The organism is Halovenus rubra, assembly GCF_026586665.1.
GTDB classification, from domain to species: Archaea; Halobacteriota; Halobacteria; order Halobacteriales; family Haloarculaceae; genus Halovenus; species Halovenus rubra.
In genome coordinates, this window is sequence record NZ_JAODIY010000009.1 from 370,950 (window position 1) to 394,850 (window position 23,901).

19 protein-coding genes and 1 pseudogene are annotated in these 23,901 nt (G+C 51.6%); 7 read left to right on the forward strand and 13 right to left on the reverse strand.

All coding sequences use genetic code 11. The features are described 5' to 3' along the window. Positions 1-29: 29 nt before the first annotated feature. The 4 genes from N5098_RS08700 to N5098_RS08715 form a co-directional block, all read right to left on the reverse strand. The gene (locus N5098_RS08700; RefSeq protein ID WP_267637394.1) at positions 30-1,628 is read right to left on the reverse strand and encodes a TrkH family potassium uptake protein; all 1,599 of its coding nucleotides are present in this window, start codon (positions 1,626-1,628) and stop codon (positions 30-32) included. A gap of 107 nt (positions 1,629-1,735) precedes the next feature. Further along, a complete protein-coding gene (gene trkA, locus N5098_RS08705) occupies positions 1,736-3,073 on the reverse strand; it encodes a Trk system potassium transporter TrkA (RefSeq protein ID WP_267637395.1) in 1,338 nt (445 codons plus the stop codon). A gap of 170 nt (positions 3,074-3,243) precedes the next feature. After that, entirely contained in the window at positions 3,244-3,927 is a 684-nt protein-coding gene (locus N5098_RS08710) for a DUF502 domain-containing protein (protein WP_267637396.1), read from the reverse strand. A 38-nt stretch (positions 3,928-3,965) separates the two neighbouring features. Then, complete coding sequence (locus N5098_RS08715) at positions 3,966-4,832, reverse strand: SAM-dependent methyltransferase (RefSeq protein WP_267637397.1); 867 nt, start codon at positions 4,830-4,832, stop codon at positions 3,966-3,968. A gap of 107 nt (positions 4,833-4,939) precedes the next feature. Here N5098_RS08715 and N5098_RS08720 point away from each other — a divergent pair, with 107 nt between their 5' ends. Both N5098_RS08720 and N5098_RS08725 read left to right on the forward strand, forming a co-directional pair. Beyond that, positions 4,940-5,299 carry a rhodanese-like domain-containing protein gene (locus N5098_RS08720; RefSeq protein ID WP_267637398.1) on the forward strand — a complete coding sequence of 120 codons (360 nt, stop codon included), beginning with the start codon at positions 4,940-4,942 and terminating at the stop codon, positions 5,297-5,299. A gap of 128 nt (positions 5,300-5,427) precedes the next feature. Continuing rightward, a complete protein-coding gene (locus N5098_RS08725) occupies positions 5,428-5,922 on the forward strand; it encodes a hypothetical protein (protein ID WP_267637399.1) in 495 nt (164 codons plus the stop codon). Between the two features lie 20 nt (positions 5,923-5,942). On the opposite strand, the gene N5098_RS08730 is transcribed toward N5098_RS08725, so the two are convergent. Beyond that, the gene (locus N5098_RS08730; protein ID WP_267637400.1) at positions 5,943-7,022 is read right to left on the reverse strand and encodes a DUF7260 family protein; all 1,080 of its coding nucleotides are present in this window, start codon (positions 7,020-7,022) and stop codon (positions 5,943-5,945) included. A 134-nt stretch (positions 7,023-7,156) separates the two neighbouring features. Here N5098_RS08730 and rqcH point away from each other — a divergent pair, with 134 nt between their 5' ends. Then, positions 7,157-9,286, forward strand: coding sequence for a ribosome rescue protein RqcH (rqcH, locus tag N5098_RS08735; RefSeq protein WP_267637401.1), 2,130 nt, complete (start codon positions 7,157-7,159; stop codon positions 9,284-9,286). A gap of 224 nt (positions 9,287-9,510) precedes the next feature. On the opposite strand, the gene N5098_RS08740 is transcribed toward rqcH, so the two are convergent. After that, entirely contained in the window at positions 9,511-10,671 is a 1,161-nt protein-coding gene (locus tag N5098_RS08740) for an acyl-CoA dehydrogenase family protein (RefSeq protein ID WP_267637403.1), read from the reverse strand. A 120-nt stretch (positions 10,672-10,791) separates the two neighbouring features. Here N5098_RS08740 and N5098_RS08745 point away from each other — a divergent pair, with 120 nt between their 5' ends. After that, positions 10,792-12,759, forward strand: coding sequence for a 3-hydroxyacyl-CoA dehydrogenase/enoyl-CoA hydratase family protein (locus N5098_RS08745; protein WP_267637404.1), 1,968 nt, complete (start codon positions 10,792-10,794; stop codon positions 12,757-12,759). A 98-nt stretch (positions 12,760-12,857) separates the two neighbouring features. Here N5098_RS08745 and N5098_RS08750 read toward each other — a convergent pair whose 3' ends face one another. Beyond that, the gene (locus N5098_RS08750; RefSeq protein WP_267637406.1) at positions 12,858-13,589 is read right to left on the reverse strand and encodes an SIMPL domain-containing protein; all 732 of its coding nucleotides are present in this window, start codon (positions 13,587-13,589) and stop codon (positions 12,858-12,860) included. A gap of 376 nt (positions 13,590-13,965) precedes the next feature. On the opposite strand from N5098_RS08750, the gene N5098_RS08755 reads away from it, so the two are divergent. Further along, a complete protein-coding gene (locus N5098_RS08755) occupies positions 13,966-15,042 on the forward strand; it encodes an AAA family ATPase (RefSeq protein ID WP_267637407.1) in 1,077 nt (358 codons plus the stop codon). 93 nt (positions 15,043-15,135) lie between these two features. Here the strand turns inward: N5098_RS08755 and N5098_RS08760 are convergent, their stop codons facing one another. The 6 genes from N5098_RS08760 to N5098_RS08785 form a co-directional block, all read right to left on the reverse strand. Further along, positions 15,136-15,627: a hypothetical protein gene (locus tag N5098_RS08760; RefSeq protein ID WP_267637408.1), complete on the reverse strand. Its 492-nt coding sequence runs from the start codon at positions 15,625-15,627 to the stop codon at positions 15,136-15,138. A 313-nt stretch (positions 15,628-15,940) separates the two neighbouring features. Further along, positions 15,941-16,714, reverse strand: a complete 774-nt coding sequence (locus N5098_RS08765) for a hypothetical protein (RefSeq protein ID WP_267637409.1) — start codon at positions 16,712-16,714, stop codon at positions 15,941-15,943. Positions 16,715-16,752: 38 nt separating this feature from the next. Continuing rightward, positions 16,753-16,950 (reverse strand): hypothetical protein, encoded by a 198-nt coding sequence (locus N5098_RS08770; RefSeq protein ID WP_267637410.1) that lies wholly within the window; start codon positions 16,948-16,950, stop codon positions 16,753-16,755. Continuing rightward, positions 16,937-17,146, reverse strand: a complete 210-nt coding sequence (locus N5098_RS08775) for a hypothetical protein (RefSeq protein WP_267637412.1) — start codon at positions 17,144-17,146, stop codon at positions 16,937-16,939. Before N5098_RS08775 ends, N5098_RS08770 begins: the two co-directional genes overlap by 14 nt. Positions 17,147-17,197: 51 nt before the next feature. Next, positions 17,198-17,971, reverse strand: a complete 774-nt coding sequence (locus N5098_RS08780) for a hypothetical protein (RefSeq protein ID WP_267637413.1) — start codon at positions 17,969-17,971, stop codon at positions 17,198-17,200. A gap of 403 nt (positions 17,972-18,374) precedes the next feature. After that, positions 18,375-19,802, reverse strand: a complete 1,428-nt coding sequence (locus tag N5098_RS08785) for a capsular polysaccharide export protein, LipB/KpsS family (protein WP_267637414.1) — start codon at positions 19,800-19,802, stop codon at positions 18,375-18,377. Positions 19,803-20,036: 234 nt separating this feature from the next. Between N5098_RS08785 and N5098_RS08790 the strand changes: the two are divergent. Both N5098_RS08790 and N5098_RS08795 read left to right on the forward strand, forming a co-directional pair. Beyond that, a pseudogene (locus N5098_RS08790) lies at positions 20,037-20,564 on the forward strand (transposase domain-containing protein). A 77-nt stretch (positions 20,565-20,641) separates the two neighbouring features. Then, positions 20,642-23,797: a S8 family serine peptidase gene (locus tag N5098_RS08795; RefSeq protein WP_267637416.1), complete on the forward strand. Its 3,156-nt coding sequence runs from the start codon at positions 20,642-20,644 to the stop codon at positions 23,795-23,797. Positions 23,798-23,901: the final 104 nt, after the last annotated feature.

Consider the following 23,901-nt stretch of genomic DNA (forward strand, 5'->3'; position numbering starts at 1 on the left):
CTGTCGAAAAAAGAACAGTAAAAGAGTAATCAACTGGAGTCTGAGACTCCAACCACAAACAGCGAAAGCACAGGGACGATTTCGAGTCGTCCAAACCACATGAGCCCGACCATCAGTAGTTTTGATGCGTCCGAGAAGAAGAGATAGTTCCCGAATGGGCCAAGCTTGCCAAAGCCCGGCCCGATGTTCCCAATTGTAGCGAGTGAAGCACTGACTGACTCAAGCACAGTTAAATTGACGCCGATGCGGGCGGAGTCGAGCATAATGAATACGGCTGCAAAAAGAAACAAAGCGAGATAGAGGAGTGTGAACACCAGAATGCCCCGTATTGCATCTTCGTCGACGACATCGCCTCCAAGCCGAACGGGCTGGACAACATCAGGTCGGGCACTCGTGTACAGCTCGCGACGGATAGCTTTCATCACGACGAGCCAGCGGATAACCTTGACACCGCCACCTGTCGACCCTGCTGAACCACCGACGAACATCGCAAACAACAGGACAAACTGGGCTTCAGTCCCACCCTCAGCCCACTCTGCGAAGTCGGCAGTCGCGTATCCGGTCGAGTTCATCAACGACCCAATCTGGAACGCTGCCTGCCGGAGTGCGTTCTCGGTGGCCCCATTTGTTACACCACCGGGGTCAGTCTTCGGAACGGCACCGCCAAAGAGCAAGAATGCAAGCACTGCAAACAACGCAGCAAGAAGTCCCGCGTACGTTCGGAACTCACTGTTTTTGTACAGCAACTCGGCCTCACCCCGGATAACGTGCCAGAAGAGCGCAAAGTTTACCCCGGCAATAACCATGAATGGGATGATTACCCACTGCACAATTGCCGAGAAGGCTGCAATGCTGTCAGCCTTTGGTGAGAAACCACCAGTTGGGAGCGTCGTAAAGGCGTGTGCAACTGCATTGTAGAGGTTCATATTGGGGGCTAACTCTATGCCCAACGCCAAACCTGCTACGTGAAGTCCATAGAGAATGACAACAAGCAACACAGTAAATCCAAAGTAGATAATCCACAGCGCTCGGGCGGTCTCAGCAATTTTCGGCGTCAACTTCTGTAGCTCCGGGCCGGGCGCTTCCGAACGCATCAACTCGGCACCGTTGACAGCCACTTCAGGAAGAATCGCAATCATCAACACGATAATTCCCATCCCGCCCAGCCACTGAGTGAGCTGTCGCCACATTAACACCGCATGCGAGTGTTGTTCGAGACTAATATCGCCAAGAACTGTGGCCCCTGTCGTCGTGAACCCACTCGTCGATTCGAACAATGCGTTGACAACCGATGTAGTCAAAGCGTTGAACGACCCTGTCTGCAATCCAATCGTCGAATCCGTCCCGATGCCTGCAAGCAAAAATGGAATTGTTCCCACAATTGGAGCAGCTATCCAAGCGAGAGAGACCAACAATAGTGCTTCCTGTGGCCCGAGGTCTGGATCAGGGTCAAGACGTTTGAGTCCGAGACCAATGAACACGGTAATGATAATAGAGAGAATAAAAACCCAGATATCTTCCATATATACGACCGAAACCATCAGCGGAACCAGCATCGTCAAGGCGAGATATGTGAGAATCGTCCCAAGCACGCCAAAGCTCGCTCGCCAATCAATTCGCCATGTCATAATCGTCGGTAACTGTAGGAATTGACCAATGGGAAGGGCTTGAGTATTACGATAGACGAGTTCTTCGCTAAGCCGGCGTCTTGTTCGGATAACCCAGACTGTGCCAGTCAGGCCAAGCAGGTGAGATCGCTCACGTACTCTGTCTCGACGAAAACGACAATGTGGTCGCCTTCACGAAGTTTTGTCTCACCTCGGGGCGGAATGAGCCTGTTGTTACGCGTGACAGCGCCAATGACAAAAGGGAAAGAAATCTCGGCATCCAACTCCCGAATCGGAGTCTCGTCTAGTTCGCTGTCGGCGTCTAGTTCAAATTCGAGGACCTCTGCCTGGTCGTGTTCGAGAACCGAAAGATTCTCAGCGACGCTTTCGAAACTAAATCGGATTATCTCTTCGGCTGTCACCTCGCGTGGATTGATAGCGACATCGATGCCGATTTCTTCGAAAAGGTCGACGTACTGCAAGTTGTCCACCGTCGCGACGACGCGGTCAACGCCAAGACGTTTGGCAAGAACCGCAACGAGCAGGTCACGCTCGTCGGCATCGATTGCTGCGAGTAATACGTCGGCCTCGTCGATGTGCTCTCGCATCAGGAACTCCGTATCTGCCGGGTCGTGTTGCATCACGAGTGTCTCAGGTAACTCCTCGGCAAGATGACGAGCGCGGTCTTTATCCTCTTCGATGAGTGTCGGTTCGAGCCCACGTTCTTCAAGCAATCTAGCGGCGTGATAGCCGATGTCGCTTCCCCCGACGATAACAATCTCGTCTGCACTGCCTGGAGTCTTGTCTGATGCAAGGTCCATGGCAAACGACTGGACACTCTCAGGGCTTCCAATGACGACGGCTCTGTCGCCCGCCTTGATACGCGTCTCCCCGCTGGGAATCAAGATATTGTCACCGCGAAATAGGCCAGCAAAGGTGAGCGATTCGAACCGGTCTGCTTTTGCAATAGTTTGGCCGGTGATTGGGCTTTCCTCACAGATTTCGAACTCCGCCATCTGGACGATTCCTCCTGCGAACGGATCGATGTCAATGGCTTCGGGTAACCCGATAACCCGGACAATATCCTCGGCGGTGAGCACGTCTGAACACACCATGAAATCGACGCCAAAGGCAGACCGGTTCTGTTCCCATGTCTTGAGATACTCGTTGCTTTTTGTCCGGGCTATCGTGAACGGGCTTCCGAGTGTCTTCGCGGTGCCACACGCGATAAGATTTGCTCTGTCGTCGTCAGTACAGGCAATAAAGAGATCTGCGTCTTCGGTTTCTGCGGTCTGTAATGTTTGCATTGACGTTCCATCGCCGCTCATCGTCAGCACATCGAGTTGGTATTTCAGGTCTTCAGCTCGGTCGGGGTCCTTGTCGACAATAGTAACATCATGGCTGGGAGCTAAATCCTCGGCTATCGCGGTTCCGACTTCCCCAGCGCCAATAATGACGATATCCATTGCTCAGAACGTATCGGTGAGCAAACTAAGTGGTTTCCCATTAGAATACTACGACGGGGAACAGTTACGGGCCTCTATGCCTCACAAGCACGAAACCAACGCATTGAACTCAGACAGCAGGCAAGTGGGTTGGTGCTGCTCAACCGACACTTGGGTGACTAGATTATCAGTTACGTATCAGAGAGGTCTGTACCGCCTACGTCACGGTACAATCCGGAAACGGGTGGCTCAGACAACTCGTCTCCACCTGCGCCGACAGTTGCTAAGATTGTTAGGGCGTCGGGAACCGACATAGTTGTTTCAGTGACCTGTCCCTGCCGTACTGCGAGCAAGTGCCCACCAATGGTGGGATTCGGTGCGAGTGGAACAAACACCGTCACACGTTCATCGTCATCTGTCCAGTTAGCTCCGCTTTGTCGACCAACGACGAACGCGAGAACATCGACACCATCTGTGAGTTCAATCGAGACTACGTCCCGAAATCCACTACCGTCTTCGAGCACGACTCGCCGTGACCGCCGGAGACTATTGTAGATTGGTCCGACTCCGGGAGCGCGAGTAATGAGCCTATCCACGGTGTCACCGAGTTGTCCCCCGTATCTGTGCCGTAATCCTGCCCCACAGACGACAAAGACGAGTGGTACCACGACGAGAGAGAGACCGATAGCAATGCTAGAGTGAACAGGGCCTTCGACACCTGCAATGTTCAAAAGCCCATACAGCTGTGAGCCAACGCCACGCAACAGTCCCGCAAGCCCATAGAGAACTACCGTGAGCAACAGAAGTGGCAAGAAAAATGCGAGTCCGGCTAGCATGTCCTGACTGATACGACCCCAGAACGACTGTGCTGTCATACCAACTGGTATCAGGGGTTGTTTGTTAGCGTTCCGTCTCAGTCGGATGCCTCGGCAGTAATGAGGTAGTAGCCGATAACTCCGTTTTTGACAAAGTTGTGTATGTTTGAGTGTGCCTCGAACGCTTCGACCTGCACCGGTGACTCTTTTCCAAGTGTGTCAAGAACGCGCCCGACTGGGCTTGCTACCTTCGAAAAGCGACTGCGGCGCTTTGTCGACTGTAGAACTCCCCCAGACATATTCCTGATTTCGATGTTTCCATACCCAGTCGTTTCTAGCGCTTTCTCAAACAGTGTAATCGGCCCAACTCTGATACCTAGTGCGTCGTTTATCTGTTTTAGCTGACTTTTTTGTTCATCCGAGAGAGGGCCTGCGTTTGGGCGCAAGAAGATATCGGTAAACGCCACACGCCCGTCATCAACGAGTACCCGCTGTGCTTGCGCCAGTGCTTTCTGTCGGTCGGACGAGTGTGAAAGCGCTTCTAACCCCCAGACGACATCTATCGAAGTATCTGCAATTGTCTCAAGTTTATGGAAGTCATCGTAGCGAAACTCTGTTTCCTCCTCGACGCCGTGGTTGCTTGCGTGCTCACGGGCCAACTCAAGTTGTGCCTCGGAGATATTGATACCAACAACAGTCGCATCATGGGCACGGGCGTTCCAGACGGAGTCCTCACCAGCACCACAACCGATGTTGAGAACCCGGTCCCCGTTGGAGATGTCCGCAGCGTCAGAGAGGATTCGCATCGTGTTCATCGCTGCTGGACCGGGCTCGTCGTGGTCGTCGTCGTAGTAGCCGAGATGGAGACTGCGATGACCCTGATACTCCCACTGCTTTTCGTAGGTTTTCAGCAACTCGTCGTAAATCGCGGCAACTTCATCGGTATCGAGCGCGTTGTCACCCATTCATCACGGCGTAGTACTGTCACGAGAATAAGCGTTTGCACTGGACAAACAGTGGGACAAACACCTAAAACGTCAGTTGTTTACTAGCACAAAAATAAAGGATAGCCATGGTTGACGAGATACGCCCGTCGGAACTCGAACCCCTGCTAGAAACAGATGAGGAACCGGTCATCGTCGATATTCGAAACCAAATGTCGTTTAGACAGCATCACATCCCCGGAAGCCAGAACATCCCCTTTCAGCAGTTACCCCAAGAAGTCGAGGCAGTTCGGGGCGAAGACCACGTTGTCACAGTCTGTCCCCACGGGAAAGCGAGTATCAAGGCAGCACGCCTCATCGCGTCGTTCGAGGGGTTCGATGGAGATGTTGAGAGTCTCGAAACTGGTATCACCGGTTGGGACGGGCCACTGGCGAGTGATAGTGGGCAAACCGATGAACCTGACGAGTCCTCAGCTGCACCGTTTTAACCCATATCGGCTCTGATGAATCACCATACATTGAGGGTGTCATAGAAGAGTCCCACACCGTGATTACGCTGTGACCAGAGTTCGCTGAGCCCCTTATTTTACCATAATTGAATAACATAATTGTCAATGTGGAACGAGAGATCCCTGAAAAGTGGGTTGGTAACCCTGGCCCCCCATCGGGAGCACTGATCCAGAACCAGATTCTCAAACCACCCTATGGCTACGTAATTGGTATTATAATCTGGCCAATCTTTCTATCGATCATATCAGTGTCAATTGCGATGTCTTTGCAGATCGGCTTTTTCTTAATCACCAGTCTTATTGTAGTTGTAGGTGGGCCATTGACGATCATAAGTTCGGCATGTGTACTGAGCATCACTGCTTGGAACACACCGGACAAGCAAATTCAGCAGTATGTCGCCGTCTTAACTGCGCTATTTTTTCTGTCAGTACCGCTGTTCTATTTGTGGGCTACTACCGGAACGGTTTTCCTACAGGATAGAGGGTTGAGTGCCTTTGCAGCACACGAATTAATAAGGATTGTATTTCTCGGTCCGGCGATTGGTTTCGTGTTTGTGGTTTTTTCGCTGATGATTTTCGCTTCCCGGTATCGACGCAACTGAATGTCCAGTCAAACGGTATCTCAACCCCGCTGAGAGAGTGTTCGTGCGAGGAGTGTCCGACGTTCATCGAGTTGTTCGATATGCGTAATTCCAGTACAAAGCGCCGGGAACGTAAACGGAGCATCCTTGTAGAGATACTCCTGTAAAAACCCTTCCTGACAGCTAAACCGATTGTTTGCAGCATGAATATCCTGCTGTCGTGTTTCGAGTACGGATTCACACTGCTCCTGTGCGTCTCGAAGTGTACTCTCTGTCTCAACGAGGGTATCGAAAGAGTACGCACGGAGGTCGGCCTTGCTGTGTGACCTGAGACAAGACCGTGTTGAGTCAAGTTTCGAGCGACTTCTTCGAAGTGAACGCTGTTCGGACCGAACTGAGTCGATGAGATTCTGGCGTTGTTTGGCTGACTGTCTCGCTTGCTCGACGAGCAACTGCTTGACTGGGTCACTGAACTGATGTCCGCTTATGATAACGCTCGCCACGTCAGACCCGAATTCGGCAGAGATGTGCTCGAAGAGCGTCTCGTCGTACTCCCTCTGAAAATCGGGCAAAGCCAGAATCGTGTTGTGATATGTCTCTTTGACCTGTTCAAGCTGTTGCCGACCCTGACGTGTTTTCGAGACCCTGGCTGTTGTCGTCCCGTAGGTCGGTTGGTTCGCAGTAGACATCGACGCGACGGCGTCAGCAAACTCAATGAATGCGTCACGTTCGGCAGCCAGACTAGTCTGTTCTTCGTTGAGTTCGTCTTCTGCTGTCGATAGATAGCCACCAGCGACCGCTAGCCCCGCAAGCACGTCCGTATCGACTTTCAACCCAACCGCGTACGAGGCGAGACTCGTCGCGATGCTATGTAATGTAATCAATGGCAACAACATCGGGACCAACAGCAAAACGAAGAGTGCGCCGCCAGTAGACACAGCTACGACCCGTCGTTCAGCGGCGAGATAGGTGATTAGCTGACCGGCCCATCCCGAGTAAGACATTCGTTTGGCAGCATTATCTCGGTCAACTGGGCAAAAAGAGCGAACGGTCGTTAGTTTCTCATTATCTGCTGTGTTACCCTGACTCTTGTTCACAAATGCCCCGACAAGTAAACTCATACCGCAAAGACTAGAACGCGTTGACATTAATCCTTTCGTATGAACCAACAGGTTCAGCCATAATCAGTAGTTGATGGCACTGTCAATCAGGGGTCGAGTGACACCTTTATCAGTCCCGTCGCGGAAAAACGGTTATGGAAGCTAAGCGGGAAATGACGAGCGTCGACATTGCGGCGTTCGTCGGGGAGTTCGCCGCCTACGAGGGCGCACGCCTCGACAAGGCGTACCTCTATGAGGATGGCATGGTTCGGTTGAAGCTCCGCCACTACGACCGCGGGCGAGTGGAGTTGCTTATCGATATCGGTGAGACAAAACACGTCCGCGTGGCAGACCCCGACCGTGTGCCACCGGCCCCGGAGCGACCACCGAACTTTGCGATGATGCTCCGGAACCGACTGCAAGGTGCCGAACTCGTCGGGATTAATCAGTTTGAGTTCGACCGTATCATCGAGATAGAGTTCGACCGCGAAGATGGTCGGACCACAATCGTTGCGGAGTTATTCGGTGATGGAAACATCGCTGTCCTCGACGAAACGAGAACAGTAGTCGACTGTCTCGATACGGTCAGGCTGAAATCACGGACTGTTGCGCCGGGTTCACAGTACGATTTTCCCGACGCCAGATTCAACCCACTTGCTATCGAGGAAGATGGGTTTATCACGCGGATGGACCAGTCAGACACTGATGTCGTTCGGACTCTCGCGACACAGTTGAATTTTGGTGGGCTGTGGGCAGAAGAAATCTGCACCCGAGCCGGCGTCGAGAAGACACTCGATATCAAAGAAGCCACCACAGATGACTACGGTCAATTGTACGACACTGTCCAGCATTTGAGTGCCCGTCTCAGCCGTGGTGACCTCGATGCCAGAATCTACTTCGACGGTGAGAGCGAAGATGACGACGAAGACACAGATTGCGTCGATGTGACACCAGTCTCACTGAAAGAACACCAAGCGCTGAAACGAGAACAGTACGATCAGTTCACCGAAGCACTCGATTCGTACTTCACGACGCTGGACGAGGAAGACGAGACACCGTCGAAAAGCACTCCGGACAGACCGGATTTTGAGGGAGAAATCGAGAAAAACGAACGGATTATCGAACAGCAGAAAGGCGCTATCGACAACTTCGACAGACAGGCAGAAACAGAACGAGAGAAAGCCGAAGCGCTGTACGCAGAGTATGACCTCGTAGATGCGATTCTGACGACGGTCCGAGAGGCGCGTGCCGAGAGTACCCCTTGGGACGATATCGAAGCACGGTTCGACGAAGGCAAAGAACGCGATATTGAGGAGGCCAAAGCAGTCAACTCTCTTGACGGAAGTGAGGGAACAGTAACCATCTCAGTTGGCGACCACAACGTAACGCTCCGAGTCCGAGACGGCGTGGAGAAAAATGCTGACCGGCTATACAAAGAGGCGAAACGAATCGAAGGGAAAAAGGAGGGTGCACAGGAGGCAATTGCGAATACACGAGAGGAGCTAGAAGCGGTCAAAAAACGACGGGAGGAGTGGGAAGTCGATGACCACGAATCAACATCTGAACCGGACGAAGAGTCCGAAAATGTCGATTGGCTCACGCGCGACTCGATTCCAATCAGGTCTTCCGAGAAGTGGTACGAGGCGTACCGGTGGTTCCATACCAGCGACGGGTACCTCGTCATTGGGGGACGAAACGCCGACCAGAACGAAGAGCTTGTCAAGAAATATCTCGACCGTGGGGACCTGTTTTTCCACACGCAAGCACACGGAGGTCCAGCGACGATACTGAAAGCGACAGGACCGAGCGAATCCTACGACGAGAGTATCGAAGTGTCCGACCAGGCAAAACAGGAAGCCGCGGAGTTTGCGGTATCGTACTCCTCTATCTGGAAAGGCGGAAAGTTTGCAGCCGATGTCTACATGGTCAACCACGACCAAGTCTCGAAAACGCCCGAAAGTGGTGAGTACCTAGAGAAAGGCGGATTTGCGATACGTGGAGACCGAACGTATTTCGAGGATACTGCTGTTGGGGTAGCAGTCGGATTGACTTGTGAACCTGAGACGCGAGTCATCGGTGGACCACCCGCTGTAATCACCGAGAGAGCAGAGGCAGCCATCGAAGTTGAGCCCGGAAAATACGCCCAAAACGACATTGCAAAGCGCCTCTACAGAGAGTTCAAGCAGAAATTTGTCGATAACTCCTTTGTCAGGAAGATAGCGAGTCCGGACCTCATTCAGGAGTTTCTCCCACCGGGGCAGAGTTCGATGACACACACCGACTGAGTTTAGAAGAACACATAAAAGGTGACACCAGTCTGGACCGCTGGTGGCACGGCGGACAAGTCGGAGCCCGCAGCTAGCCGGGCATGTGTAAGCAGGGAACTACCCGGCAACCTAATATAGCAAGCCTAGGCGAATGAACGATTCCCCGGACGTCTGTGGCCACTTAAAAAGAGAGGAGCGACTGAGTAGCTACCGGTGTGGATAAAAAAAAAGAGAGAGCCGAGTTAGACCATACCTTTGCCCTGCAGTTCGCGGGCGATGATGTTTTTCTGGATTTCTGTCGTCCCTTCGTAAATCTGGGTGATTTTCGCGTCGCGATAGAGTCGTTCGATATCGAAGTCATCGACAAAGCCAGCGCCGCCGTGAATCTGGAGTGCTTCGTCGACAACGTCAACAGCAATACGGGAACCGTACTCTTTTGCCATCGACGCAAGCATCGTTAGGTTCTCGTCGTTATCGTGTTCTTGCCCCCAGGCTGCCTTATGCGTGAGCGTCCGGGCAGCCTCAATTTTCGTGAACATGTCGGCAATTTTGTGCTGGATTGCCTGAAACTCGCCGATAGAGCGACCAAATTGCTCGCGCTCCTCAGCATAATCGAGGGCGCGCTCTGCTGCCCCTCGCGCAATGCCAACACCCTGTGCCGCCACAGCGGTCCGGGTCTCGTCGAAAAACTGCATCTGTTGCAGGAAGCCTGCACCGCGGGTGCCCACAAGATTTTCCTCGGGAACACGGACATCGTCTAAGATGAGTTCTGCGGTGTCGGAAGCTCTAATACCTAGCTTTCCAGTGATTTTCTCCGCTGAAAAGCCATCACGATCCGTCTCAATAATAAGCTGTGAGAAGCCGTTGTAACGACCCTCTGCGTCGGGGTCTGTCTCACAGAGGGCAACAACGTAATCTGCGACTGTGCCGTTGGTAATCCACATCTTGTTCCCATTGATGACCCACTCGTCACCATCTTTCTCTGCGCGCGTCGAGATCGAAGAGACATCAGACCCAGCGTGTGGCTCACTGATTGCAGCGCCAGTGATTGCCTCCCCTTTTGCGACTGGTGGGAGATACTCTTCTTTTTGCTCTTCAGTGCCGAACTCGATGATATTCTCCATCCCGAATGATGTTGAGATAATACAGAGGGCAATCCCCGGGTCCGCGGCGAACAACTCTTCTGTTACAAGCATCGTTTCGAGCGGTGAGTAGCCCGCACCGCCGTACTCCAATGGGATGTTCGACCCTGTCAATCCCATGTCAGCCGCCTTGTCGACGACCTCGTGTGGGTATTTCTCTTCGCGGTCGTACTCGCCGGCAACCGGAATAACCTCGTTTTCGGCAAACTCTCGGACCGTCTTCTGTACTTGCTGTTGTTCTTGTGTCAGACCAAAGTCCATGTAACACAGTTACAAACACTGAGCATTAACTATTTGCATACTTAAATAAACTTCATAAAAGTTTCTTACTTGGCAAACGGAAACGTTGATGACCTGTGCGTGTGAGTAACTAGGTGAACTATGCAACTGGAGGATATCGAGATCATAACGGTTCTGGGCGCAGGAACGATGGGTCATGGCATCGCCGAGGTTGCCGCACTTGCAGGGTATGAAGTCCGGCTTCGTGATATAAACGAGGAGCTGGTTGAAGACGGATACGAACAGATTGCGTGGAGTCTGGACAAGCTAGCAGAGAAAGACCGCATTAGCGAAGAGACGCGTGACGAGGCAAAAGAGAGTGTCACACCCGTTGTCGATGTAGAATCGGCAGTCGATGAGGCTGATATCGTTATCGAAGCAATTGTCGAGAATATGGATATCAAACAGGACGTGTACGAAGAGGTATCCGAGCATGCTCCTGAGCAGACAATTTTCGCTTCAAATACGTCGAGCCTCTCAATCTCTGATCTGTCGGAGGCAACCGACCGCCCAGAGCAGTTCTGTGGCATGCACTTTTTCAACCCGCCTGTTCGGATGGATCTCATTGAAGTTATTCGAGGCGACCACACATCTGACGAGACGATGGATGTAATCGAGGCGCTTGCGGAGGACTTCGACAAGTCACCCGTTCGCGTTCGCAAGGACGTTCCAGGGTTCATCGTCAACCGGATTCTTGTCCCGCTGATGAACGAAGCGTGCTGGATTGTCGAAAACGGTGACGCGACAGTCGCCGAAGTCGACTCGACGACAAAGTACGACCTCGGACTCCCGATGGGTGCATTCGAACTTGGCGATCAAGTTGGTATCGACGTTACCTACCACGTTCTCGAATATATGCATGAGGTGCTCGGTGAACCGTACGAGCCGTGCCCGCTACTTGAAGAGAAAGTTGACAACGAGAACCTAGGCCAGAAAACTGGGAAAGGGTTCTATGATTACGAGGATGACGGTGCAAATGTCCCCGCAGATGCGGGTCGTGACGACGTTCAGGACCGCCTCAACGCCGTCTTGGCCAACGAAACCGGAAAGCTTCTCGGTGGCGACGTTGCCCCAATCGAAGATATCGACGAAGCGGTCAAGCTCGGCGGCCGCTGGCCCGACGGCCCCGGTAAGCTCTGTGACGACGCTGGTCTTGGTACGCTCGTCGAAACGCTCGAAGCACACAACGAGAAAACCGGACACGGTCGCTACGAGGTCTCCGATGGACTGCGTGCTGCTGCCGAGGATGGCGGGTTCTACGGTGAAGACGACGAGGATGAGGGTGTCGACTTCGAGAACATTCGAATCGAGTACCCCGGAGAGATGGTCGGCCATATCGTTCTTGACCGTCCCCATCAGCTGAACACAGTCAGCCTAGAGATGATCGAAGAGTTCAGTACGGCAGTAGACCTGCTGGAAGATGACGAGGATATCCGTGCTATTCTTGTAACCGGTGCAGGCGACCGTGCGTTCAGTGCCGGTGCTGATGCGATGGGCATGGCAAGTAAGGCCAACCCGATCGACGCAGTAGATCTCTCTCGCGCGGGGCAGGAAGCGTGGGGGAAACTTGAGTCTTGCTCGATGCCGACAGTCGCAGCAATTGACGGATTCTGTCTCGGTGGTGGCATGGAGCTTGCGACGTGTGCAGACATGCGAGTGGCAACCGAACGGTCGACCTTCGGCCAGCCCGAATTTAATCTCGGACTTCTGCCCGGCTGGGGCGGGACCCAACGGCTGAAACATCTTATTGGTGAAAGCCGTGCGAAAGAGATTATTTTCACAGCAGACCACTACGACGCCGAGACGTTGCAGGACTGGGGATTCGTCAACCGGCTTGTTGACAACGACGAACTGGAGGAAGCGGCGCTTGATCTTGCCTCGGACCTCGCTGCCGGGCCGCCTCTGGCAATGGAGTACGCAAAGAAAGCGATGCTCGCTGGTCGCGATGATACAGAGTCCGGACTCGAAACCGAAGCGTTCGCCTTCGGTCACCTCATTGCGACTGAAGACGTAATGGAAGGCGTCTCGAAGATTCAAAGCGACGAGGATCCGGAGTTCAAAGGGAAGTAAGCGATTCCCAGCCCGGAGAAGTTTTTTACCCAACAGAAACGCGTCGAAACGCAGGTATGTGCTAATTTGCTTGCGATTCAGTGATTCGTTGAGTCTGGTCAGGATGTGGCGTCAAAGGTAACCTGAACGCTGTATGATACAGAGACCTCGCCGGTCTGAATGCTCGTTTTCGAAGTACCTGCACCGTCCTCTCCAACAGGTGCCGAAGAGAAGCTGACGGGCTGATAATGACGCTGAGCGGCATCAACATTGGTGACGCCAGTAATAACGAGGTCGCTAGTGCTTGCGATGGTATCCGCTTGGTCGCGTGCGTCATCCATCGCTGTCTCGATAGCTTCATCGCGGAGATCTTGGCGCGTCTCTTCGGAAAGAGTCATTCTAAGATTGGTTACTTCTGCTCCGGCACCGGTTGCGACACTGACAATATTCTCGACCTCATCCGGGTTGTCGACCGTAATTTCGAAGCCGTGCACTCCGACAAGCTCGGGTCCGTCGGACTTCTCTCTGTATGGCTTGCGAATCTCATAGCTTGTCGTCTTGTACTCCGCATTCGTTTCGTCCAAAGCGTCTTCGAGTTCAGCACTCTGTCCAGCAATCTTATCACGGATTGCTGCAGCCTCTTCACCCTCAGCTCGCAGGGCAATGTTGATTATCGCTTTGTCAGGTTGTGCCTGAGAGTCTCCAACTGCATCGACCGATATCTGCTGGTTTTCGTTTGATTCCTGTACCGAGTCGGCACCCACAGCACCCGAAACAGCCATCGCTCCGGTGAGCGCGACTGCAAGCACTGTCAGACCGACGAGCAGGGCAGCAAGGTAGTTCTGTTTCATACACTGTCTGCTTGAACAGGCAGGGGGTTATAAACACGGCAGGCACAAACAGCCATTTGAACGAACCTACTACAACTCAACCGTCTCGAGGTCACTGGTTTTACAGAGTTTGTCTCTCGTCATCACAGAAATCAGAGCTTTCGGTACGCCTGCGAGACTCGCCAGTAGACGGGTGTTCTACCCGACTAACTTGGTAGCCGTGTTATCGCCGTTCACTCTATACCCACAACCCACCCAGTCGAACTGCTTGTCGTCGCGGTTGTTCTCGTATCTAAATTCACAGCGAATCGACCGTGAATTCGCCGGACTATTTGTTAACATTTCAAGGAATCTGTTGTGGAAAAATAATTAAGCAGTACTGCATAACGTACACGAGATGGACGGGGACAAGAACGGGATGAAATCCACTAACGTCGACGGGTTTCAGGGGAAAGACAAGAACGGGGGTTCTAAGACCGACGAACGACCGAACCGGTTCGTCGAGATGATGGCGGGCGACTACGAGAAAGAGGGTGTCTTCAGCAGCCGGTTCGCTGAAATTAAACCAATTCTGTTATCATTCGGTCGTGCTCTCGGTGGCCAACCAGAACATCTCGACGACCTGCCGTTCACCGAGGAATCGGGGACTGAAAAAATGCCAGAGCCGTTGTACGTCCGTCACGACGAAGAGATGCTGACACAGCTGACGAGTTGGCTCTTGCAGGGACAACATATCGGGCTTGTCAGTCCGTATGGAACGGGCAAGACCGCACTCCGAGAAATTGCAGCTCGTGACCTCGGTGACCGAGACGATTTTGTCGTCGCAAACGTGAAAAACCCAAACGCGACGACTGAACGTGGTCTCTACGAGGGCGTTATCAAGGCTGCCCGCGACGCCGGCTACAAAATCGACCCAGAGAATTACTGGCAGGTTCGCAACGGGATTCCATGGGCAACTGCTGAGACACGGGATGCAGTCCGAGAGACCAGTCAAAAGGCAAGAAAAGACGACACGACAGTGCTTCTTATCGTCGACGAAATCGAAGACCTTCCTACAAAACTACTCTCTCCGCTCCAGACAACGGGTGACCTCGGCGTGCGGCTTTTTCTCTCTGGCACGCCGGAAGGCAAAGAGCGACTACATGAGTTCCGTGAGACACTTGATTCACGGGTCCGCTACTATGAAGAAATCAATCCATTCTCGCCAGCAGACATTGCCGAGTACATCGCACGGTCGTTTGCATACTTCTGTGATGAATCGTACGATGGACAGCAGCCACCGCTATTCACTGCTGAAGCCATCAAGTGGATTCACGACCAAACAGATGGGAATCCTCGGGAGGTGCGGCTAGAGTGTATGGACCTCTTTGCGCGTGCTGCTTTCGTCTGGCATCGTTCCGGTCATGATATCGGACGCATCAATATTACACCGGCGCTGCGTCATAGAAATATCTCGATGGCCCCGCCGGACTGAAATATAAAATCGCTATTAAATAGCCGCCCTGACTCCAGCGTCAGGTACGTATCAATTTCTACTGGCTAGGTGTGGTTACCGCTTAGAATATTGCTATACTTTCTCAAGGAACGGAAACATCGCACCGAGGACGAGTCCATACAACGCGTGCCACCCAACCAGTGATGTCGTCACATATGGCATCGATTCAATTGTCGAAACGCCGACAAAATCGACCCAAACAGGCATAATAAACCCTGTAGCAACCAGCGAGAGTACCAGACCGTAGACAACACCAGCAAGTGCCGTCTTCCAGAGTGAGTTTGTTACTTTAGCCAGACTTGGGTCTGTGAGTACGAGCGCAAATATAGCCCCGAATACTGTTCCGTGGACTAAGTGTGTGGCCAGACCAATTGCCAGCGCGTTCTGAAACCCGTACATCCCAGCGATTGTATCACTCAACATTGAGATATCGACTGCCACAATTGCGATGCTTGTTAGCAACGTGGCTATGAATCCAGCTACTGTCCCTCCACGAACTGCTGGGCCATCTTCAAACGGCGATATCTCGTCAGGCTCTGCTCCGTAGTAGTCTGAGATTGCCATGTTAAATAATAACACCCACAGCACAAAATAGCTATCTCTACTTCATATCAGTTCGACAATTCTGCACAAAGCCAACTGAAACTGTGTGAGTGTCTATATCGGCCAACTTCGTTACGTCTCTTTTTTCGGTCGGGGTAGTCAGACACAGTCTGACGCGCAGCAAAATTGTACGAGATTTTGTGACGGCGTGGAACGTTTTTTCGCGGACTCACTAAACTAGGAGTAGGTCACTCCGAAGGAACGTCCTGGAAGTAGGAAATCTCTGCCTCAAGAAACAATCGGGTCTCGTCGCGGGTGAGTAGATAGAAGAAGTCTACGTGAGCGTATCAATTAGATCAGGATGATCTGCCGACTGCTGGTCACCAGATTGAATTGTCTCTCTGGTCTGTTGCCATTCTGTGTGCCGAACTGCAACTCGCACCGGAATTTTATCGAGGTTCAATACCTTTGCAATTGCCAGTCTGTTTTGACCAACCCGTCGCCAAAGCAGTTGCCCATCCCGACCAATGTCCACATTTACTTCGTGTATGTTTGGATGAAGTCCATCATTATTTTTTGCGTGGGCACGGCTTCGATTTTGCCGATATACCTCTCTGTTGGTCAAATAGCCATCAGTTGCTATCGAATTATATAAATTTTCAATTTCTTCACATCTCTTTTCGAAGTCGCTCATAGACTTATATCCCCATGCGTCTCCCCTCGTATTCAGTTCCTGTTGAAATACGCTATACAATGGCGTCTCACGCCAAGGTACGCTGTTTTCAAAATGCAGCTTGATAGATTGTGCGACAGGGTTTTCTTCGATGAATTTTTTTGTCGATTGGTCCCAATCCCCTGACCGAACTTCACCGCTATGTCCAAAGTCGAGTCCCGAGATATTCTCAATCTTGTCCGGGTTAACCTGGATTATTTTGAAAGGATCTGCATCGGTATGTGTCCCCCATATTTTCAAGCGATACTTGGTATAGATGTTCGTACCTTCTCGAAAGAGGTAGAAAATAATATCATTGAATATGGGCTTTTGATTAATTCGTTTTCCTACGATGCTGAAAAATAGCAGGTGCCGAATTGCTCGCCAAAAGATCATCTGTTTGTCTCGTTAGGGGTTTTCAGCCATATGAATATTCACAAATTTTTCTCTTCTCTGAGTTGCAATAGAGCGTCTTCGGTGGCATCTGCGAACTCTTGAAACTCTTTTTCGGAACACTCAATGCGAAGAGGGCCAGCATGGATATGAATTATATCGCCTTCGTTATACTCGACCGTATACTCGGTACCATCAGAAAGTTCAAATTCCGACAGAGCCGATTCAACAATTCCCATTGTTTAATTCCTCCGATGCTTTTATAATTTCAGTCGCAAACAGTTCATAATCGTCAACAGTCATTTCGAGGCGTAGGTTTCGCCAGTGGATATGAATCGACTCCCCGATGTTATCTTCTATAGCCAGCTTGGTGCTTGCCAAATCCGGCTCAGAGTCAATCTGTGTCTGTTTGAGATCCCGGACAAATACATTCATTAGCGGCATTAGCATTCCAAGAGTAGATTAGTGTTTTGATCGTCAGAATGGCTAGTAACCAGAAAACGAAATCAGCGCTGGTTTGATTTGATTGTATCGACTATCTTCAATATGGCTGAGGACAGTATCATCGGCTTCGAAGAACAGGAGAGAGAGTAGTTGCGTAAACGCTTGGTGCGACTCCGGGTTCGAGAGTACATCTTGCTTCAACTTGTCGCACTGATTGATATAATAATCCGGAAACTTTCCTTCGTATTTGAACACTCCGCGACAAACGAGATGTGCTAATTCATCTGGCGGAGCAGGGATTGGAACACCTTCGACGTATTCCGATCGTTTGTACAACAGATCCTCAACAAGAGGGTTAACGCGGACTTTTCTACCATTCTTTGGTGATTTGTATGCAAGATGGTTCATAAAGTGGAATATAACATTGCCCTGCTCTCGTTTTTTTTCGGAGTATTCGGCTGCAAGTTCATCGAAATCGTCTCTATCGGGAAGCAGTGCATCCTTAATAGATGAATAAACAATTGTTGGGTCTGAGCGGATTAATCGAATAGTTTCTTGTGGGTACTCCAGTACCCTTCGTGCAAGCCCTTTTATACGACTGACTGCCGTCGATCGCCGCTCGAACCCATATCTCTCGGAAATCTCTACTGCAGCGCCCAAGTCGTCAGGCCGGATTACAATATCAATATCACCGCCATCAACGCGTTCTGGAAGTTGTTGATAATTGCGTGGAATAACAAAATCAACACCAGCGTCTTTGAAATCTGAAAAGATAGATCGAATTATCTGCTGTTCGGTCTCAGAATACTCAACCATTTATATAATACTATCGTGTCCAACATTCATATAAACATTTGTTTTTATACGCATCAACCCGGATATCGGCAGGCCCTTCGCAGATTGATTGGTTCGAGTCCTGACCGAGTTCCTGATTTGAACTTATTTTGAGATGAAATATCACTCTAAGTGCCAATTTTAGCTGTCGCCAGCAGTCCCCTGTTAGGTTGAACGTCGCTGCTCCTGTTGTGAGCTACTAGTGCCTATTTGAGTCTTTGCCGCCATAGAAACGTCGCATGAATATTCTGTGCGGTGATTTATCTGATGACGAGTTTATTGAATATGAAGAAGATCATTCTACCAGTTAAGTGTGTGAAGAATCGAAATTTGTCATAAGAGACTGATATTTTCACAGTCGATGTTCTGGGGAATATAGAAGCGGTTAACGGAAGAGTTCCTGCTCAAGTACCGAGCACTGCTTTTGTATCGCGTCTTGTAATCTTTCGCCTGATTTATTATTCAGACTTGGATAACTCTCATGGAAGATTGCAGTGAGATACTTGATTAGTTCAGACTCGTACTCATCGGTATGTCTGTGCTCTGAAAGGGCGTCATAGAGTACAGCAGGTAAGCCTTTGGGATCACCTGCTTCATATACCTGTGGAAGTTTGCTATAATTTGGTTCCCCGAAAGTGAGAACAGGCTTCTTATAAAACACACCTTCTAGACCAGCCGTTCCTGTGACAGTAGTGACTGCATCAGAACTTTTGATTAGCTCATGAGAGTCAACATGTGGGTGAATCAGGACAGTGTTTGGGAGTTTATCAATCTCTTTGTAGTACCTTGGCCGTCGGATTTTGTATTTATACAACGCAGGATGTTCTTTCACGTACAGGTTGTAATCGACAGGCAAGCTCTTAGATAGATCTCGAATCACGTCTGGCAACTCAACATACATCGGTGCTTTAACCATTGTAGACGCCTCCGGTTGCAAATGAAGCGGGAAATAAACGTAGTTGCTGTTGTAGTTTGGCCGTTGGAACAGATCACGGTAGTCGACGTATTTTCTCCATAAGAGCTGTTTGACTGACTCTTTGATTCGACGCTGTGTGCTGTCGTGATAGAAATCGTCATTATAGTATCCCAACTTCTTCTGATACCAGTAGTTTACCAGCTCATAGAGTTTAGATGGATCTCCTGTTTGCGAGGAGTCACTGTCCGTATATTCTGGAGTGACACCTTCTTTACGGAATTTTCTCAGAAAGGTCGTCGCTTCCTGATAAGATTCAGAATACACGGTTTCGACATCAGATCCCATCTTCTCGTATCGGTCCCAGATTGTGTTGAACCGACCAGCCACTGTTTTTTGCAGCACTTCCCTATCAAGTACTCTCGTGTGCGCTCTTTGTACGGCAGTTCCGTACTCTTCATTCACAATCCGGAATGGTATCCAGGTATAGGCTGAATCTACCGCAGAAGTTAGATATATATCCGGATTGAAACTATCGAACAGTTCAATGAAAAAGTCAAACCATCCTTGAACTAGCCGTTTTTGTTTCTCCGGTGTATACTCAATGTACTTCCGATCTGCCCAGAGTGCGGGCCATAAGTTGGGAGCCCCATATCGGTTCTCAAGCTCGCTAATTCTTTCTGGGTCGTATTGGTTTTCAACGATATTCTGATGAACGTCTTGTACACAGTACAGTGGATCGTAATTGATATTGTTTTGTTCTTTGAGGAATTTGTAGGGTTTCCGTCCGACAACAGTGGCTCCAATAGTATCTATACTGGTCTGTTTAAGTAACTCACAGGTTACACGATGGTAGATTTCTGTTGAATTCCAATTGTAGTTTAAAAAGAGATCGGTCATGATTTATCGATTTTTGGGCACGAATATTTTCTGTTGAGTTGATTGGTGGGTGCGCCGTCGGTTTTTGTGAACAGATGTGCCGTCATATCAATGAAGAGCAGCTGTACACCTATTAGCTAGTATCAAAAGACTATACATAATTGTCACGGTTTGAGCAGTCTACATTTTATACAGGGTGCCATAGATTCCTTCTCAAACTGTGGCGGAGAATATTTCTTGGAGTCTATATCATAAATTGCCCGCGTCGGTAGAGATAGCCACGGGGTTGGTTTGGATGTTGTGAAGCACCAGCGGACACCCAAGCAGGTAATGAAGCTTGGTGTTTGGATCCACATAGCTGGCCTATCTTTCTCAAAGACCATCTCTATCCTTGAGAAGTTGGATGCCTAGTGATGTCGGAATGCTGTCCACGCTTGGGGCTGATTTACAACCGACCAGCGGCAAGACTGTGAATAGATTACGGTTGACGAAACTGTGATTCGAGTCGACGACTAGTAGTACTGCCTGTACGCCGCTGCTGATCTGGAATCGACCAAATTACGTCATTTCCGGCTGTTTTCCACGACAACAACCGCTCTCACAGATTACTTTCTTAAAGAACTCCGGAATGCTGTCGAGCATATCTCTAGAGAAGTAAAACACCGACTCTCTTCGTTCTTAAACTGTTTTGGTCACGTTGAACGGGCGACCGCTGAAGATTACCCGCAGAGAATGCTTTTTCGATACAATATGACAAGAATAAAAACTACAACGAAGCCGTAAAACGAGATAACTGGCTCAGTTCCATCTGTGATAATGACTGACAGAGGTTTATATAATTCAAATACTGTGTCTTGTTCGTGGACCGACATACACATTCGCCGAACCGGCGGGAGTTCATCGCCGGCACGGTTGGGGTCGGTGTAGCAGGATGGGGGATTGAGTCTGGTGTTGGCACGGCATTTGCTGAGTATCCAGAAACCGAAGACACAGCCGGCACAGCCCAAGTTGTCGTCCGGTTTGAACCGGCAGAAGGTGCCGGAAAGGCGATGCTACAACGTCACGCACGCACAACTCAGCGTCCTTTCAAACAGTTCGTCGCTGAACAGTCAGGTGTCAGTATCGAGCGAACATTCTGGGCGGCAAACGCCGCACTGGTGTCTGTCAACCCCAAGAGGGTCAGCCGGAACGCAATCCTAGCAATCGAGCACGTCACCACAGTACACACGAACGCTGCTGTCGGGGTACACGGCACCGCCAACGGGACAGACACGGCGGCGACTGGCCTGGGCCCCAGCCAGAGCGAGGAGAGCGGCGTTGCATACCACTTGGAAGAAATGGACGTACCACAGGCGTGGGATGTATACGGAACCCAAGGTGAGGGCGTAGATGTTGCAGTTATCGACACTGGGATTGATACCACCGGGCACGAGGAACTGGCAGCCTCCCTGGAGCGTGGCGGATGGGCGGAGTTCGACGAGAGTGGTAACCGGATTGACTCAGAGCCAAATGCCAAAACAGAGTTCCCACAGGCTGGCCACGGAACGGCCGTCAGCGGAGCCATCGCGGGCGGTGCCACTGATGATGGAACCAAGTACGGCGTCGCACCCGGGGTAAATCTCTACAAGGCCCAGATGGTCAGCCAACCACCCGAGGGAATTCGGACCCTCGCGGTGTTCGCGGGCATCGAATGGGCTATCGAACAGGATGTCGATATCATCTCGATGAGTCTCGGACTTCCAATTTACAATCAGGCAATCGTGGAGCCAATCCGAAACGCCATCGAGAGCGGACTTCTTGTCGTCAGCGCCGTCGGGAACTCCGGACAATACACGGGTTTTTCGCCAGCGAATATTCCGGGCGTGCTCTCGGTCGGTGGTATCGACGACAATCGGGAACTGTATGAAAATACTAGCGGTGAACGTATCGACACCGACCGGTACTGGGGAGACACTACGGCCGACTGGTGGCCGGAGGAGTTCACCGTTCCTGACGTGACTGCTCCCGCCGTCGATACGCTGGGGCCGGTACTCGACGGCCAGTTCGACCGTAATTCTGGCACAAGTTTTGCAGCACCCTGTGTCGCCGGCGTCGCTGCGCTCGCCATGGCTGTGACCGACGCCGACAACGACGCTATTAAAAATGCGATTACCGAAACAGCTCGCCATCCAGCCGCCGAGGACGCGTTCGACATCGACCCCGGGCACGACGACAGATACGGGCAAGGCATCGTCTCAGCACTTTCGGCTATCAGTCAACTCGAAGCCAGTGAGACTGTTTCTGGAACGGTCACAGATGCGTCCGGTCGCCCACTCGACAGTGTGACAGTCGCTTCGGAAGTTGGACTCACAACCGAGACAGACACTCAGGGCAGGTACGAACTCACAGTCCCACCGGGGACGCAGCCAATCGGCGCTATTGGTCCCGGTTTCGACACGACAGCGACGCGTATCGACCCAGCGGATACTGACACCCAAGCGTTCCAGCTCAATCAGACAGATGACCTCGATGTCAAGATGGCTGACCGGATGTCGACACGGATAGACACAGGAGAAGAGGTGACGGCGACGTTCGACGTTGCGAACGCCCAAACGGTTGTCATCGAGATGAGAGCCGATGGGCCGTTCGATCCCAAAGAGTTAGAACTCAGCGTCGCCGGTACTGCGGCGGCGCTTGGAGAACCGGTCAGTATCGACCCGGACCAGACACAGCTTACGGTTGGCATCAACGTCGCTGAATCAGTCTTGGTCGCACAGTTCCAACTCTCTTATGAGTTCACGGGCGGCGGTAAGTCAGTCAGCGGCAAGGGTCATCTGGTGTACGCACACCCTGACCCATTTGTCATCTCTCCGGGTGACCCACCGACACTGCAGGTCCCAATCGACTTGGTTGCGCCTCGAACGACAATTGAACTCATGGACGGACAAGGGGACGCAGTCGCCACGTCAGATGACGGTGCCGGAATTGTTATTGATAAACCACTGACCTTGACAGCCACAGACGGAGCCACACCCGAGGTTCAGTTCTCTAACGAGGGAGCCCAGAAGCCTGCAGCCGTGTTGGTCAACGCTAACGACGTGACTATCTCGGGGCTTGTCGTCGACGGGACAGGTGCCAGAACGGGTGTTCAGGTAGCCCGTACGGGGGCCATCGCGAAGGGGTTACCACAGCCGTCCGGTGTGACGGTCCACGACCTTGCCGTAGCCGGAGCAGACACAGCCGTCCGTGCGGGCCAAGCCCCGGCACTCCGAATCGTGGACAACGAGTTGACCGCGAACACAACAGCCGTCGGCGTCGGTCGCCAGGTGGATTTCCAGAACACGACTACCGTCACCAGCCGGGCAAAGACGACGGTCCGAGGGAATGCAATCACCGACGTTGAGACGGGTATCGACGTAGCCGGTCAGGTGGGGGCTATCGAAGGAAATTCGCTCTCGAACATCGACACTGTGGGAATCCATCTCGGGACACCGCGGTTCCTGAGTCGCCACTGGGGGCAGGATGTTGGCCCTATCCGCTCAAACACGATTACGGGTGCGAACCGCGGGATTGTGGTCTCGGGGAGTATGACTCGCCCGGTCGAGTCGAACACGCTATCTGACATCACGGAAACAGCATTCGTCGTCGACGGGGCCATTCTCGCCCCGATTCGGGCCAACAGTGTTGATGGCGCACAGAGGGGGCTCGACATTGCTAACGATGCAGAGGTTGCGAAGGTGACCGACAACGAGTTTGTGAACATTCAGCAACCGGGCGACGAGGAAGGTTCGGAGGATGCAGACGAAGCCGAAACGAGTGAGCAAGACAACACAGACGAGGAGACAATGTCTGGAGACGACACCGAATCGACGGCTGACCCGGAAGACGACATGGCAACCAAGACAGACGAAGCCGGCGAATCAGAGTCAGATGCTTCTGGTCCCGGGTTTGGCATCGGCAGCGCGCTTGTCAGCCTCGGTGGCGTAGGCTACCTACTGCAACGGCGATTGTCAGATGAAGACACAGAATCAGGGTAGCACACCTACGCGGAGTCTTTTCGCGGTAGTGACGAAAACCAGTGGCACTAACCGAATTTCTCATACGGGTTACAATAACACCAGCATGTCAACTACCTCGGGGT